This window comes from Sphingobium sp. KKT206 (assembly GCF_055640555.1).
The window spans coordinates 3114069-3128591 of record NZ_CM145764.1 but is presented as its reverse complement, the minus strand read 5'-3'; the positions used below and the strand labels follow the sequence as shown (position 1 = coordinate 3128591).

Below are 14523 nucleotides of genomic sequence, written 5' to 3'. Positions count from 1 at the left end.
AATTGCGAGAGACCACGATGATCGCGTCGTCGATGTTAGGGATCAAATGATCCGGCACATTGCTCTGCTCCGCCTTGAGACGGAGGGCGCGCTCCTAGGCGGAAAGCCAGCATGGGGACAACCAAGGCTGCTAACCCCTCTACAGTCGCCCGATAGCGTCGGGATAATGGACCAGCATTGGGCTATTATCGCAAAAAGACAATCTCACATGCTATCAACCCAAATGTTGGTTGCTACGAACCGACACCCGGAAAACCTCTAAAAATCAAAGGTTTTTGAAAATAACTGGCGGAGAGGCAGGGATACACCAAAATATGCATAATTATTTGAGATATCATGATATTTTGTGCATGCTGGACAGTTGATGCCCCCAAGGATGCCCCCAATCTCAGCGGTCATTGGCACCTCCCGCGATGCAATTAATAATCCACGTTTCGACGTCGGACTCTAGCCATCCAACGGCCCGCTGGCTCAACTGATGCGGCCGGGGGAAATCAGAACTCTGAATCTTGCGGTATATGGTCGCTCGGCTCAGCCCCGTCCTCGCCTTGACCGCAGGCAGTCGAAGGATCGCCATCGGGGCACGCCCGCCGAAAACGTACATCTCGCGTGTGGGCTGTTGTTCATCTGCTTGTATGATATGGGGGGTGTTAGCCATATGCTCCTCCAGGATCTATCGTGGTGAGGGTCGGGACGATGTTGGCGCATCCCCCGACCCGCTTAGTTTATGGTATCTGCTAACGCATCCAGATCGGCCTGATGACGCGCGGCAGATTGATCATGATGTGGCTCCGCAGATGCTCCGGTCGAAAGGATGCCAGATTCAGATTTTCAGGGATCGCGATCAGTCCGTCGCCGGCATGGGTGAAGAGCCATCGGGTGTCGAAGTCGTCGAAAATGGCCGGGGTGAACAAATCGAGGTAAAGGGCAAAAGCCAGATCGGCCTCTTCGTCGAACCAGGGTTCGATCTCGAAAGCCTTCGGATCGATTTTACCGTGACTTTCCAGCCAATCCTCGAAACAGCTAAATGCGGCATCGGGATCCTCTGTACCGGGTGATACTGATGCCCGGACCGGATATCTGGCTCGCGCCCTGCGCAGGGATGCAGCCTGGAACCGAACCTCCTCAGTGATATCAGGATGCTGGGAACAGAATGTCAGAACGCTCCAGAGCAGTTGCGCTACTTGTTTGAGCCCGGCGGTCTGGACACCATAAAGCCCCAGTTCCTTCAACAGGGCGACGCTCATATTGTGCAGCTACGGGTGGGTAGCGGACTGTCGGCTACGGCGGGTGCGGGGAAACTTAGCCGACAGTCCGTTCATAGCGAATGATTTCGGCAAACCGGGAAGTTGACGGATCGGTGGTCGTATCCGCATCGACTGCAAGCACCTCAATGTTGTGCTGAGCTGCCAGACTTCTGACCTGTTCAATAAGACTTGATATTTGGGAAGCTGAATTCGAAACTGGCAGTTTCGGGTATAAGAAACCACCTTCCGCATCGATGAGATTTACTGCCTGTAATTCCGCGAGTTTCTCTGCAAACGCTACAAGCGGGGTCGATTGTGCGGTGAGGTAGAACGTCAACCATAATTTCGGAACGTCAAAGCCCGGCTCAGACTGGATGGTCGCCATACGCTGTTCTATTTCGGTGCTATACATGGCTCGAAGATAAACCCATTTGCAGTCGTCAGCTATCGGAGATCATCAATCGCCTTTTGAATTTCCGCCTTTGGTCGTTAGCGGAGAGGCAGCTTACCGTTGCACCTGCCTCCGCGACCACGGGGGTCGATGGGCGGGTATCTGCCGTATGAGATTGACGATTCTAAATGTGTGAGCCTGACTTATTTTCATAGGCTTGTGACTGCACGGACCCGTATCGGTCTTACCGCGAATCTCTAGGACTTCGATCATATCCATGCACTTAGATGAGCCGCTACCTCCAAACAGGTCCAACGGCGCAAGCGCTAGATCAGAAGTTGTAGCTTTAGGCCCACCCGACTAAACGCCAGCCGGAATGGATCAAAACATATGTTGACTCATATTTGATCTAGCTCATAATTAATTACATAACTTATGAGCGAGTCGAGGGGCAGTTATGAGCCGCATTGCATATTACCGGGTTTCTACAGGCGGGCAGAGCATTGAAGCCCAGCGCCAGACCCTTACCGGCCCTTTCGATAAGGAGTTTGCGGATGAAGGTGTGTCAGGTGCGACCATGGCAGCGGATAGACCCGGCTTCGCCTCCCTGCTCAATTATGTGCGTGAAGGTGATACCCTCCATATAGCAGCAATAGATCGTCTTGGGCGTGACGCGCTGGATGTCCAATCTACCGTGCGCAAGCTTATTGAACGGGGGGTGACGGTCGATGTCCTTGGCCTTGGCCCCATCGGTAGAGGTGTGGGGGAATTGATTGTAGCGGTCTTAGCCCAGATCGCGGATATGGAGCGCGGCAGGATCAAAGAGCGTTGCGATGCTGGTAGAAGCGCCGCTAGGGCGTCCCTTGAGGCCACAGGGCGCACTCATAAGGGCAAGGTTAGCATGGGCAGGCCCAAGGCTGCTGATGCTTCCACGGTCGCCAAATGGCGTAAGGACAATGCGGCTAGCATTAGCAGGACGGCGGCGCAGTTCGGTCTGTCTGACGCGACTGTTAAGCGATACTGCGCTTTATCCATTTCCCGTCTGGCTCATCGCATTTAACCAAGCGCTTTATAATCTTACAATAATTCAGCGCTCTCTTCGACTGTTTCTAATAATATTAAAATTAAATATCTTGCAAAGCCGAGTAATTAACATAGGATATCAAAATAAATTAATCCGCCAAAATCAATAATTTGATATTATATTAGATAATAATAGACCAATATCTAACTATTTATTTTCCGCCTCAAGTTTGCCGTCGTCATATTCCGGATTTATAAATGGCGAAGCAGATTTTCGCTCTTTTTCCTGATTTTCTGCTCGCGACTTTCCAAGGCGTCTGCTTAGTAGTTCGTGCAATGGGCTGCCATGACTTTCGGCTTCCACGAATCTTAGCGGAGCTTCATCGATCCTATCCAGCGCGGTCCCGAACAACCGTGAAGCAAAACTCTCATCGAGTTTCGCGGCCTCGCGCCGGTAACCTTCGTAAGCTTTAGCGACAGAAGCCTTAAAGCCGTAATCTTCGGCTAGCTTGAATCGCTGTCCGATCTGCTTCGTCGCTATCCACGCAAACCAAACGGGGGCTGCTATTGAAAAGAAAGCAAGAGCGACGTAGACTCCGATGTTGCCCGTATCTTGCTGCTTCTCGACCAACTCCTGAATTAATTCAACCCGCCTTGTTCCAAGCCAAGCGCCCAGTCCTAAAGACAATACCAAACCGGCAACCCAAATCCACATTGACCTACTCAAACTATCAGCACGATTTTGGAAGGATTCACCAAGGCCCTTTGTAGTGGCAGCACTGTAAGCATCTCCACAATTAACGACCAGTTGAGCAGCCTCTGACTCCGATTGTTTAATTTTTGATAAGGCAATCTCTATTTCAGCTCGTTGACTTTCTATTACTCCTGATATCTTCAAAGACTCAGATTCCAATAAAGCAATGCGCTGGCGTGCTTCCTCCAGCGACTCCATATCTGTAGGTAAAGCTTCTGCTGCTGCATGGGCATCGTTTATTACAGAAATCTGGTCAGCGAGCTTTCCGGTTTTGGCGGATATCGTATTGATGCTAGCGGTTAATGACCGAACCCTCGCAGCGAGCTTTTTAGGAACCCCTCCTGCTTTTTCAATTTCTTCCCAGTCGGTTACCGGCTCAAACAGGCTACGGAATAGTTGATCGATATAGTCCGCTAAGGCCAATAATGCTGGAACGGCGGTAGAGCCGTTCCCATTGAACACGTAAGGAACGATTGTAGATTTAGCGATTTCGATCCGTTTGATGAGCGAAACTTCGCTAAATTTGGCATTCAATTCGGAGGGCTTGATGCCCTTAACTTTCGCTGCGCGTGACGCAAAAACCCTTGATAGCTCGTGCCGAGTTAAGGGTGGGCAATTCCATCCCCAAATTTCGGTCATTGTTCTATCATCGGTTGTGCCCGCGATTATTTGATCAGCGAGAGACTCAAGGGCATCGGCAATTGTTGTTAACTTCTCTGCATTTTCAGCCACGGTCAGCGCCCCCTCCGACGATTAGTAAGCATTAGGATGTCAAAAAAACACAAAGGTATCTATAAGTTAGTGCTTAAATCATTTTCGGCTGGTAGAAAGCAGTATTTGGCCGCGCGCACGCCTGCGCGTCATCGTCGCCGCCACTTTCGCCATCTCGGATGGCCTTGCAGCCAAGTTTATTTACCAGTTCGGCCTAAGAAAGACGAAGGGACAACATTGCGAAATGAAAATCTTTATGTTGGGCGGACTGTTGGCCTGTCCGCCGCAATCGGCTAAAAACCTAGCGTCTTCAATTGCTTAGTCAGAATGTTGGCGGAGAGGCAGGGATTCGAACCCTGGGTACCCTCTCGGGCACGCCGCATTTCGAGTGCGGTGCATTCGACCACTCTGCCACCTCTCCGCAGAAGGTCCGCCGGGCCGAGGGCCGCTGCGTTCCTGGTCGAGCGGCGGCCATTAGCGAATGAAATCGCGCTTGCCAAGCGGGGTTTCCGGGTTTTTTCTTGTGTCGGCGTTGAACCACCCTAAATTGAGGGCATGAGAAACACGATTCAGATTTTCGGCGCTGGCGTCACGGCCCCGCCGATCGTCCATTCCCGCTTCAGCATCGGCGACGTGGTCCGGCACCGCATGTTCGGCTTTCGCGGCGTCGTGTTCGATATCGACCCGGTCTTCGCCAATAGCGAGGAATGGTATGAGGCCATCCCCGAACATGCCCGGCCCGACAAGCAGCAGCCTTTCTATCACCTGCTCGCCGAAAATGGCGAATCCAGCTATGTCGCCTATGTCAGCCAGCAGAATCTGGTCACCGACGACAGCGACGAGCCGGTCGACCACCCCGCCATCACCGGCATGTTCGGTGCCTATGCGGACGGTAAATATCGCCTGCGCCCGCTCCATCGCCATTAAGGGCGTCGCCGCGCTGCTGCTGGCGCTCGCGCTGCCCGGCATCGCGCACGGGCAGGCGGAAGGCGGGCAGGCGCAGGATCGGCCGCCCAATGCCGATCCCAGCTTCCCCTTCGCGCGCGAGATCGAGGCGTTCGCCAAGGCCAATGCCGCCAGCCCGCCGGTCGAGGGCGCGACCCTGTTCCTGGGCAGTTCCAGCATCCGCCTGTGGGACATAGCGGGCAGCTTCACCGACATCCCGACCGTCAATCGCGGTTTCGGCGGAGCCAGCACGCCTGACGTGCCGCGCTATTATCGCCGCTTGCTACCGCCGACCAAGCCCAGCACGATCATCGTCTATGTCGGCGAAAATGATCTGGCGGCCGGTGCCAGCCCTGACAAGGTCGCCGCCGACATCCTGACCCTGCTCAAGCGGCTGCGCAACGATTATCCCCGCGCGCCCATCGCCTTCCTTTCGCTCAAGCCCAGCCCGATCCGCTGGACGCTCTGGCCCAAAATGGCGGCGATCAACCAGGCCGTGGCCGCGCGGGCAACGTCCGTCCGCTTCACCTATCTCGACGTCGGCCGCCTGCTGCTCGCGCGCGACGGCTTGCCCGACGCCTCGCTCTTTCGCGCCGATGGATTGCACATGAAGCCCGAAGGCTATCAACGCTGGACGCGGCTGGTGGACAATTGGCTCGATCGTGTCGCGCCAGCCACCGCTGCGGCGGAAAAGGCCTCCTGACGGCCGCAATAGCACTTTCCGATTGATCCACGACCAAGCAACATTATTACCAAGCCCAAGCAACAAGCATGAAGCCAAGGGGATATAGGGTGACAACGGACAAGCCACAGGCTAGCGGGATGGCCGAACTGACGCTGCGCGGCGTCATCCTGGGCGCGCTCATCACCCTCATCTTCACCGCAGCGAACGTCTATCTCGGCCTCAAGATCGGGCTTACCTTCGCGACGTCCATCCCCGCGGCGGTCATCTCGATGGCGATCCTGCGCCTGTTCGCCACTGGCACCATCCTCGAAAACAACATTGTCCAGACCATCGCCTCGGCGGCGGGGACGCTCTCGGCGATCATCTTCGTGCTGCCGGGCCTGGTGATGATCGGCTGGTGGCAGGGCTTTCCCTATTGGCTGTCAGCCTGCACCATCGCCTTGGGCGGCATATTGGGCGTCATGTATTCCGTGCCCTTGCGCCGCGCGCTCGTCACCGGCTCCGACCTCCCCTATCCCGAAGGCGTCGCGGCGGCCGAAGTGCTCAAGGTCGGCGCAGGATCGCGCGCGGGCGCGGAAGAAAATAAGCGCGGCCTGTCCGCCATTCTGCTCAGCGCCGTCGCCGCCGCTTCCTTCACCATCATCGCCAAGACCCGGCTGATCGCCGAGGAAGCCGCCACCTTCTTCCGCTTCGGCACCGGCGCGACATCGATGTCGACCAGCTTTTCGATGGCGCTGATCGGCGTCGGCCATCTGGTCGGCCTGTCAGTCGGCGTCGCCATGTTCGTGGGGCTGGTGATCAGCTGGTTCGGCATCGTCCCCTTCCTCACCGCGCCCGTACCCGCAGGCGCTGATCTCGCCACCATCGTCGGCGACACCTTCCGCACCAAGGCGCGCTTCATCGGCGCGGGCACCATCGGCGTCGCGGCGATCTGGACCCTGCTCAAGATTCTCGGCCCCATCATCGGCGGTATCCGCTCCGCCCTCGTCGCCAATGCAACGCGCAAGGCGGGCAATGCCGGACTGCTGGAACTGACCGAACGCGACCTCCCCATCGGCATCGTCTTCGGCACCATCGTCGCGTCGATGCTGCCGATCGGCGTGCTGCTCTGGATCTTCGCGCAGGGCGGACCGATCGCGGCCAACCCGGTGCCGGTCATCGCGCTGACGCTGGCCTATGTGCTGGTGGCGGGCATCGTCATCGCGTCGGTCTGCGGCTATATGGCCGGGCTTATCGGCGCGTCGAACAGCCCGATTTCGGGCGTCGGCATCCTCGCCGTGCTGGGCGCATCGCTGATGCTCGCCGCCATTTACGGATCGGGCGGCGACCCGGATCGCAGCCAGGCTTTGGTCGCCTACGCCCTCTTCACCACCGCGATCGTGTTCGGCATCGCCACCATTTCCAACGATAATCTTCAGGATCTCAAGACCGGCCAGCTCGTCGGCGCGACGCCATGGAAGCAGCAGATCGCGCTGATCCTCGGCGTCCTCTTCGGCTCGCTCGTCATCCCGCCGGTGCTGGACCTGTTGAACAGCGCCTTCGGCTTTGCCGGGGCACCCGGTGCCGGGCCGAACGCCCTGCCCGCCCCGCAGGCAGCGCTCATCTCTGCCCTCGCCAAGGGCGTATTGGGCGGCGATCTCGACTGGGGCCTGATCGGCATCGGCGCGGGCATAGGCGCGGTCGTGGTACTGGCCGACGAATTGCTGGGCAAGGCGGGCAAGCTGCGCCTGCCGCCGCTTGCGGTCGGCATGGGCATCTATCTGCCGATGGCGCTGACGCTGCTGATCCCGGTCGGCGCGCTGATCGGCCATCTCTACAATCGCTGGGCGCTGCGCCAGTCCAATCCCGAATTTGCCGAGCGCATGGGCGTATTGATGGCGACCGGCTTCATCGTCGGCGAAAGCCTGTTTGGCGTCGCCTTCGCCGGCATCGTGGCCGCGACCGACAGCGACACGCCGCTCGCGCTGGTAGGCGAAAGCCATTGGGCCGTGCCGCTTGCCATCCTGATCTTCGCGGGCGTCATCGCCGGCCTCTATGCCCGGCTGCGCCACTGGGCGAGCGCGCCGCTGACCTGATCCGTTCAGCCGCGCGACAGCCGGACGCGGATACAAATCGGTTCATCGCAGGAGGATAAGAGGATCGGGATGATGGGCAAGACGCGCTGGATGACGGGATCGCTGGTGGCCCTTGGCCTGATGCTCGGCAGCGTCAGCGCCGCCGAAGCGCGCCCTCGCTATGATCGCGGCTGGGGCCATCATCATCGCGACCGGGGCAATGGCTTCGGCTTTGGCGATGCGGTGGGCGTCGCCGCGCTGATCGGCGCGGTCGCGATCGTCGCCTCCTCCCTGTCCAAGGACAAGCAGGCCGCCCGCGGCAACGCGCCCTATGCCGATGATGATGCTCCACCCCCGGCCACCGGCACCGACTATGGATTGGACCGCCAAGGCGCAGCCCCCGGCGAGGAGGATTTTTCCGACGTCGTCGGCAACCCCGACGCTATGGCAGACGCCTGCGCCCTCGCCGCCCGCGACGAAGCGCAAAACCGCGAGGGCGGCTATGCCGAAATCCGCGCCATGGACGAGCCGCGTCCCACCCAGGGCGGCTATAATATCGACGGCGAAATCGAAACCCGCGCCAGCTATCGCGCCACCACCGGCACCACCCGCCGCTTCACCTGCGCCATGCAGGACGGCCGCGTCGCAGAGGTCTATCTCAGCCGCGACGTAGCCGCGCGATAGGGCCGCGCGCCTTCGCTTTATCCTGTCCTCCCGCCCATCGCTGGTCTAGCATTTTTGCTGAACCAAGAGAGTGGCTATTGATGACCTTATTTCCAGCGCAGAACGCGATCATCGTCCTTCCACGGATCGCCTGACCCATGACCGACCACACACTGCCGCGCTATGCGCTGGCCTTTGGACTGGCCGCGTTGGCCGGGATGGTCGATGCGTTGGGCCTGCTCAAGCTGGGCGGCCTGTTTGTGTCCTTCATGAGCGGCAATTCGACGCGGATGGCGGTGGGCATCGCCGGGGGCACGGCCATCGCCGGCCTGGCCATCGGCCTGATCGGCGCCTTTGTCGGCGGCGTGTTCGGCGGGGCGTTGATCGGCAAGCTGGCGGGCCGCTGGCGCAAACAGGCGGTGTTGGCGGCAGTGCTGGGCATGTTGATCCTCGCCGCCCTGGCCGTTGGCCGCCGGGGCGACGCCATCACCTTCCTGATGGCCGCCGCGATGGGGGCCGTGAATAACGTGTTCCAGCGTGACGGTGAGGTCAGCATCGGCGTCACCTACATGACCGGCGCGCTGGTGAAACTCGGCCAATCCTTCGCGCTCGCCCTGACCGGCGGCCCGCGCTTTGGCTGGCTGCCCCATCTGCTGCTGTGGCTCAGCCTGGTGCTGGGCGCGATCATCGGCGCCGCCCTGTTCGCGCAGCTCGACCTGTCCGCCCTATGGGTGGCATGCGGCTGGTGCGCCGCCTTATGGGGTTTCAGCCTCTATCTCGGCCCGCTTGGTGGGACGGTGACCGCGCGATAGCAGACGCCACCAGTTGGGGGCGTCGTGACTATCAGATCAAGCCCGGCATGACGGCAACATCTACACCTCTCCCGTCTTCACGGGAGAGGCTACGGAGACTTGGCAGCTTGCTGCCTAGTCGATGTCGGTGAGGGTCTTTCTTGGAGTGGTAGACAGACCCTCACCCTCCCACGCCTTCGGCGCGAGCCCCTCCCTCTCCCGCGAAGACGGGAGAGGGCAAACCAAAACCACCCCACCCCTTTCCTATTAGGATTTTCTCTGGTCTATCCTTCCAGATGAAACTGCGCCTACCACCCTCCCCCACGCTGGCACCGCCCCGGATCGCCCCATATGCGGCGCGCAATCGTCGCGTGACTGTCGCGCGACGGTCGCGTCGTCGTCGCGCCCCTGTCGCGTCGCCGCGCCTCCACAGGGGCCTTCCCAGGGCTTTACCGGCACGATTGGCCAAAATCGGCCTGCGACACTGTGAACTTCGGCCCTGTGACCTTACCCACCGCGCCCCTCGCCACCCGCTTGGCATTCGTCAGCCATCGCTATAGCGGGACCAGCATGTCCACCCCGCCCGCCCCCGCACGCACCGCTGCGATCTTCTTCATCCTGGTGACGGCATGGCTCGACGTCATGTCGATGGGCATCGTCATTCCGGTGCTGCCGCAGTTGATCGAGCAGCTTTCCGGCACGACCAGCGCGGCGGGCTTGTGGAACGGGCTGTTCGTGGCGCTGTGGGCGGGGATGCAATTTCTCTGCTCGCCGGTGATCGGATCGCTGTCCGACCGGTTCGGGCGGCGGCCCGTCATTCTGGTGTCGGTCTGCGGGCTGGCGCTCGACTATGTGCTGATGGCGCTCGCGCCCAGCCTATGGTGGCTGGCGGTGGGGCGCATCCTCGCCGGGATCACCTCGTCCAGCTTCACCTCGGTCTTCGCCTATATGGCCGACATCACCGCGCCTGAAGATCGCGCCAGGGGCTATGGCCTGATCGGCGCAGCGTTCAGCGGCGGTTTCGTCGCCGGGCCGCTGATCGGCGGCGTGCTGGGCGAAATATCGCTGCGCGCGCCTTTCTGGGCGGCGGCGGGCCTGTCGGGCCTGGCCTTTCTCTACGGCCTGATCGTGCTGCCCGAATCGCTGCCGCGCGACAAGCGCATGGCGTTCAGCTGGCGGCGCGCCAATCCGTTCGGCGCGCTCCGGCTGCTGCGCTCGCACCCCGAACTGTCCAGCCTCGCGACCGTCAATTTCCTCCTCTATTTCGCCCATCACCTGTTTTCGGCGGTGTTCGTCCTCTATGCGGGCGACCGCTATGGCTGGGGCGCGTGGCAGGTCGGCACCCTGCTGGCGCTCGTCGGCCTGATGGACATGGGGGTACAGGGGTTGCTCGTCGGGCCAGTCGTCAAGCGTCTGGGCGATCGGACCACCATGGTCATAGGCCTATCGTTCGGCGCGGTCGGCATTGCGGCGATGGGCCTTGCGCCGACGGGGTGGCTGTTCGTCGCGGCCATGCTGCCCAATGCGCTCTGGGGCCTTGCCATGCCGACCATCCAGTCGCTCATGACCCGGCGCGTGTCGGAAAGCGAACAGGGCCAGTTGCAGGGCGCGAACAACAGCGTCGCCAGCATCGCGGGCATCGCCTCGCCGCTCTTCTTCGGCGCGGTCTATTCCGCTTCGGTCGGCACCGCGCCGATCCTGCCCTTCATCGGCAGCGCCTTCCTGATCGCCGCCGCCGTTCTGGCCAGCGGCGCGCTTTTGGGATGGACCGCCGGGCGCGGCGCGCGCGCACCTGTGCTGGACAAGGACGCGACAGGACAGTAACCGGACGCGAATCCCTATCCCTCGGACTGACAAAGGCGATTCTATGACGCTGCCCCTTCAGGATTCCATCCTTATCGTGGACTTCGGCAGCCAGGTGACCCAGCTCATCGCCCGGCGCGTGCGCGAAGCCGGCGTCTATTCCGAAATCGCCCCCTTCAACAGCGCGGCCGAGGCCTTTGCCCGGATGCAGCCCAAGGGCGTGATCCTGTCGGGTGGGCCATCGTCGGTCATGTGGGAAGACAGTCCCCGCGCACCGCAGGCCATCTTCGACGCGGGCGTGCCAGTGCTGGGCATCTGCTATGGCCAGCAGACGATGATGCAGCAATTGGGCGGCAATGTCGAAGGCGGCGAGAGCGGCGAATTCGGCCGCGCCTTCATCGAGGTCAAGAAGAGCTGCGCGCTGTTCGACGGCTTGTGGAACGAGGGCGAGCGCCATCAGGTGTGGATGAGCCATGGCGACAAGGTGACGCAGCTCGCCCCCGGTTTCGAGGTCGTGGCGACCAGCGAAGGCGCGCCCTTCGCCGTGACCGCGAACGAGGCCAAGCGCTTCTATGCCACCCAATTCCATCCCGAAGTCGTCCACACCCCGGACGGCGGCAAGCTGCTCGCCAATTTCGTGCGCCATGTCTGCGGCCTGGCGGGCGACTGGACGATGGCGGAATTTCGCGCGACCAAGATCGCCGACATCCGCGCACAGGTCGGCGAAGGCCGGGTCATTTGCGGCCTGTCCGGCGGCGTCGACAGCGCGGTGGCGGCGGTGCTGATCCACGAAGCGATCGGCGACCAGCTGACCTGCGTCTTTGTCGACCACGGCCTGATGCGGCTGGGCGAAGCCGAACAGGTGGTCAGCCTGTTCCGCGAACATTATGGCATCAAATTGGTCCATGTGGAGGCCGAAGCCCGCTTCCTCGGCGGCCTGGCTGGCCTCACCGACCCCGAAAAGAAGCGCAAATTCATCGGTGGCGAATTCATCGCCGTGTTCGAAGAGGAAGCCGCCAAGATCGGCGGCGCGGACTTTCTGGCGCAAGGGACGCTCTATCCCGACGTCATCGAAAGCGTCAGCTTCACCGGCGGACCGTCGGTCACGATCAAGTCGCATCATAATGTCGGTGGCCTGCCCGACCGCATGAACATGAAGCTGGTCGAACCGCTGCGCGAATTGTTCAAGGACGAAGTGCGCGTTCTCGGCAAGGAACTGGGCCTCCCCGACATTTTCGTCGGCCGCCATCCCTTCCCCGGACCTGGCCTCGCCATCCGCATTCCCGGCGAAGTGACCAAGGAACGCTGCGACATATTGCGCAAGGCCGACGCGGTCTATCTGGAGGAAATCCGCAATGCGGGCCTCTATGATGCGATCTGGCAGGCTTTTGCCGTGTTGCTCCCCGTCCGCACCGTGGGCGTGATGGGCGACCTGCGCACCTATGACAGCGTCTGCGCGCTGCGCGCCGTCACCTCGACCGACGGCATGACCGCCGACATCTATCCCTTCGACGCCGCCTTCCTCAGCCGCGTCGCCACCCGCATCATCAACGAGGTCAAGGGCATCAACCGCGTCGTCTACGACTATACCAGCAAGCCGCCCGGCACGATCGAGTGGGAATGATTCGGGGCCATTTTTGGCTATCGCGATCAATCGGCATTGCCCGATCAACACCTTGAAATAAAAAGATTATCTCACGTTATCTATCGGGATCAATTGCGGAGCAGCGGTTGGTTCTGGCGTCATGCGTGACGGTATCCGGCAAACTTGCACTTGGCCCAATCCAGCGATACCGTCAGAGGTATTGAAGCCAGTGACGGTATTTTTTCCGCACTAAGCCATTGTAAATCAAGCGATAAAGTTGGCGAAAATGGCCAAAAATCGCCTGACGGTATTTTGCGTAGAGGAGGTCGGTATGCTCACCGATGTTGCCCTTAAGAACCTGAAACCACGCGAAAAAGCCTACAAGGTCACGGACCGTGACGGCCTTTATGTTCAGGTCTCAACCTCCGGGACGCTGACGTTTCGGCTGGACTACCGGCTGCATGGGCGGCGCGAGACGCTCACGCTCGGGAAGTACGGTCCCTCCGGCTTGTCGCTCGCGCGAGCCCGTGAAGCGACGATCGACGCCAAGCGTGCAGTCTTTGAAGGCAGGTCCCCGGCCCAGGAAAAGCAACGCGACAAACGCCGGATCAAGGAGGCCAAGAGCTTCGGTGAGTTTGGTGAGCGCTGGTTGGTGAAGGCGCCGATGGCGGACAGCACCCGCGCGATGCGGCGTTCGATTTTCGAACGAGAGCTTCTGCCAGTCTGGAAGAATCGGCTGCTGACAGAAATCACGCCGGATGACCTGCGTGCCCACTGCGGTAAGATCGTCGATCGCGGCGCTCCGGCGACTGCGATCCATGTCCGCGACATCCTCAAGCAGATCTACGGGTTTGCGATCTTGCACGGCGAGAAGGTCGCCAATCCGGCCGACGATGTCGGCCCCGCCTCCATCGCGACGTTCGTTCCAAAGGATCGGTCGCTTTCGCCGACGGAAATTCGCGTGATGCTCAAGCAGCTCGACCATGTGGCGACGCTGCCAACGATCCGACTCGGAATGCGCCTCTTCCTGCTGACAATGGTGCGCAAAAGCGAGCTGCAGGATGCGGTCTGGGACGAGGTCGACTTCGAGAACGCCGTGTGGACGATCCCCAAGGAGCGCATGAAGCGATCCAAGGCGCATAACGTCTATCTCTCGCAGCAGTGCCTCGACATCATGATCGCGTTGAAGACCTGCGCGGGCAACTCGCGCTACCTTCTACCGTCTCGGTATGATGCGGATGCGCCGATGTCCCGGGCGACCTTCAATCGCGTCACCTATGCCGTCGTGGAGCGCGCGCAGAAGGAAGGCTTACCGCTCGAGCCGTTCACGGTACATGACTTGCGCCGGACCGGATCGACCCTGCTCAACGAACTGGGGTTCAACAGTGACTGGATAGAAAAGTGCCTGGCCCATGAAGATGGGCGGTCCTCGCGCGGCGTCTACAACAAGGCGGAGTACGAGCATCAGCGGCGGCATATGATGCAGGAATGGTCTGATGTTATCGATGCCTGGGTGGCAGGGCAGAAGCGCGTGCCGATCCTGATTCCGCCATCGATGCCTATGCTTGCGCCTGATCCGGCGCTTTGACGGGACGCGCCTTGCGCTTGCGCACATCGGGATGCGGCGCCCGGTCGATTGGCGATCGCCGGGCTGTCGCCAGGCGCTCGGTCAGCCAGGCTTCGACCTCGGCCAGATCCCACACCACACAGCGCGGGGTGAGCGCAAAACGACGAGGGAATTCGCCGCGCTGTTCCATCTCATAGATGGTGGTGTCGGCCAGCGGTACGATCTGCCGAAGCTCATGGCGGCGGATCATCCGCTTTTTGAGGGCCCCAGATTTCGTCGACATAACTCTACTCCAACGAGATTG

General features: G+C 60.4%; 14 protein-coding genes and 1 tRNA gene. 9 read left to right on the top strand and 6 right to left on the bottom strand.

Annotated elements, in window-relative coordinates; all coding sequences use genetic code 11:
• Nucleotides 1–388 precede the first annotated feature (388 nt).
• The 3 genes from ACZ2HM_RS15155 to ACZ2HM_RS15145 all read right to left on the bottom strand — a co-directional run bounded on the left by ACZ2HM_RS15155 (nt 389) and on the right by ACZ2HM_RS15145 (nt 1632).
• On the bottom strand, nt 389–577 hold the full coding sequence (locus ACZ2HM_RS15155) for a helix-turn-helix transcriptional regulator (RefSeq protein WP_470426866.1): 189 nt from the start codon (nt 575–577) through the stop codon (nt 389–391).
• A gap of 160 nt (nt 578–737) precedes the next feature.
• Nucleotides 738–1247: a hypothetical protein gene (locus tag ACZ2HM_RS15150; protein ID WP_470425595.1), complete on the bottom strand. Its 510-nt coding sequence runs from the start codon at nt 1245–1247 to the stop codon at nt 738–740.
• A 55-nt stretch (nt 1248–1302) separates the two neighbouring features.
• The gene (locus tag ACZ2HM_RS15145) at nt 1303–1632 is read right to left on the bottom strand and encodes a hypothetical protein (RefSeq protein ID WP_470425594.1); all 330 of its coding nucleotides are present in this window, start codon (nt 1630–1632) and stop codon (nt 1303–1305) included.
• Between the two features lie 463 nt (nt 1633–2095).
• Between ACZ2HM_RS15145 and ACZ2HM_RS15140 the strand changes: the two genes are divergently transcribed.
• A complete protein-coding gene (locus ACZ2HM_RS15140) occupies nt 2096–2698 on the top strand; it encodes a recombinase family protein (protein WP_470425593.1) in 603 nt (200 codons plus the stop codon).
• Nucleotides 2699–2869: 171 nt separating this feature from the next.
• Here ACZ2HM_RS15140 and ACZ2HM_RS15135 read toward each other — a convergent pair whose 3' ends face one another.
• Entirely contained in the window at nt 2870–4147 is a 1278-nt protein-coding gene (locus ACZ2HM_RS15135; protein WP_470425592.1) for a hypothetical protein, read from the bottom strand.
• 310 nt (nt 4148–4457) lie between these two features.
• Nucleotides 4458–4547: transfer RNA gene (locus ACZ2HM_RS15130), tRNA-Ser, on the bottom strand.
• A 134-nt stretch (nt 4548–4681) separates the two neighbouring features.
• Between ACZ2HM_RS15130 and hspQ the strand changes: the two genes are divergently transcribed.
• From hspQ to ACZ2HM_RS15090, 8 genes are all read left to right on the top strand, one after another.
• Nucleotides 4682–5053, top strand: a complete 372-nt coding sequence (gene hspQ, locus ACZ2HM_RS15125) for a heat shock protein HspQ (protein ID WP_037475101.1) — start codon at nt 4682–4684, stop codon at nt 5051–5053.
• Complete coding sequence (locus ACZ2HM_RS15120) at nt 5010–5774, top strand: GDSL-type esterase/lipase family protein (protein ID WP_470425591.1); 765 nt, start codon at nt 5010–5012, stop codon at nt 5772–5774. The genes hspQ and ACZ2HM_RS15120 overlap by 44 nt, the downstream gene beginning before the upstream one ends.
• 119 nt (nt 5775–5893) lie before the next feature.
• On the top strand, nt 5894–7831 hold the full coding sequence (locus tag ACZ2HM_RS15115; protein WP_237748942.1) for an OPT family oligopeptide transporter: 1938 nt from the start codon (nt 5894–5896) through the stop codon (nt 7829–7831).
• A 72-nt stretch (nt 7832–7903) separates the two neighbouring features.
• A complete protein-coding gene (locus ACZ2HM_RS15110; RefSeq protein ID WP_037478265.1) occupies nt 7904–8494 on the top strand; it encodes a hypothetical protein in 591 nt (196 codons plus the stop codon).
• A gap of 137 nt (nt 8495–8631) precedes the next feature.
• Nucleotides 8632–9285, top strand: coding sequence for a DUF1275 family protein (locus tag ACZ2HM_RS15105; RefSeq protein WP_470425590.1), 654 nt, complete (start codon nt 8632–8634; stop codon nt 9283–9285).
• Between the two features lie 480 nt (nt 9286–9765).
• On the top strand, nt 9766–11088 hold the full coding sequence (locus tag ACZ2HM_RS15100) for a TCR/Tet family MFS transporter (protein ID WP_470425589.1): 1323 nt from the start codon (nt 9766–9768) through the stop codon (nt 11086–11088).
• A 43-nt stretch (nt 11089–11131) separates the two neighbouring features.
• The gene (guaA, locus tag ACZ2HM_RS15095; RefSeq protein WP_096063909.1) at nt 11132–12691 is read left to right on the top strand and encodes a glutamine-hydrolyzing GMP synthase; all 1560 of its coding nucleotides are present in this window, start codon (nt 11132–11134) and stop codon (nt 12689–12691) included.
• 292 nt (nt 12692–12983) lie between these two features.
• Nucleotides 12984–14240: a tyrosine-type recombinase/integrase gene (locus ACZ2HM_RS15090; protein ID WP_470425588.1), complete on the top strand. Its 1257-nt coding sequence runs from the start codon at nt 12984–12986 to the stop codon at nt 14238–14240.
• Here ACZ2HM_RS15090 and ACZ2HM_RS15085 read toward each other — a convergent pair.
• The gene (locus tag ACZ2HM_RS15085) at nt 14212–14502 is read right to left on the bottom strand and encodes a helix-turn-helix transcriptional regulator (protein WP_470425587.1); all 291 of its coding nucleotides are present in this window, start codon (nt 14500–14502) and stop codon (nt 14212–14214) included. The genes ACZ2HM_RS15090 and ACZ2HM_RS15085 overlap by 29 nt on opposite strands.
• Between the last annotated feature and the right edge of the window lie 21 nt (nt 14503–14523).